This is a genomic window from Actinoplanes sp. DH11 (assembly GCF_020873875.1).
In the GTDB taxonomy this organism is placed as follows: Bacteria; Actinomycetota; Actinomycetes; order Mycobacteriales; family Micromonosporaceae; genus Actinoplanes.
This window is the reverse complement of the sequence record NZ_JAHWGU010000206.1, coordinates 1-309: the sequence shown is the minus strand read 5'-3', so window position 1 is coordinate 309 and position 309 is coordinate 1. Positions and strand designations below refer to the sequence as shown.

Annotated in this window: 1 protein-coding gene; it reads left to right on the top strand. The window is 69.3% G+C overall.

Going from position 1 to position 309, the window contains the following annotated elements; all coding sequences use genetic code 11:
• Positions 1-309, top strand: a 309-nt coding sequence (locus LPA41_RS41450) for a transposase (RefSeq protein ID WP_229077001.1), incomplete at both ends; no start/stop codon positions are given.

Sequence of the window (309 nt, the reverse complement as noted above, 5' to 3'; positions counted from 1 at the left end):
TGCTGGTCTCCAGCCACACCACCTTCGGGATCACCCTGATCACCCCGGTCCTGGCCGACACCCGCACCCAAGCCACCACCCCCGGCGGCTACGACCGCACCGCGTTCACCATCGACTACGACCAGCAGCAGGCGACCTGCCCGCAAGGCCACACCACCTCCACCTGGATCCCCGGCCGCCGGGGCGACACCGACATCATCTCGATCGCCTTCACCACCACCGTCTGCCGCCCCTGCCCCGCCAAAACCCGCTGCACCACCGCCAGCCGCCGCTACCTCACCATCCGCCCTCAACCCATCCAACAAGCCC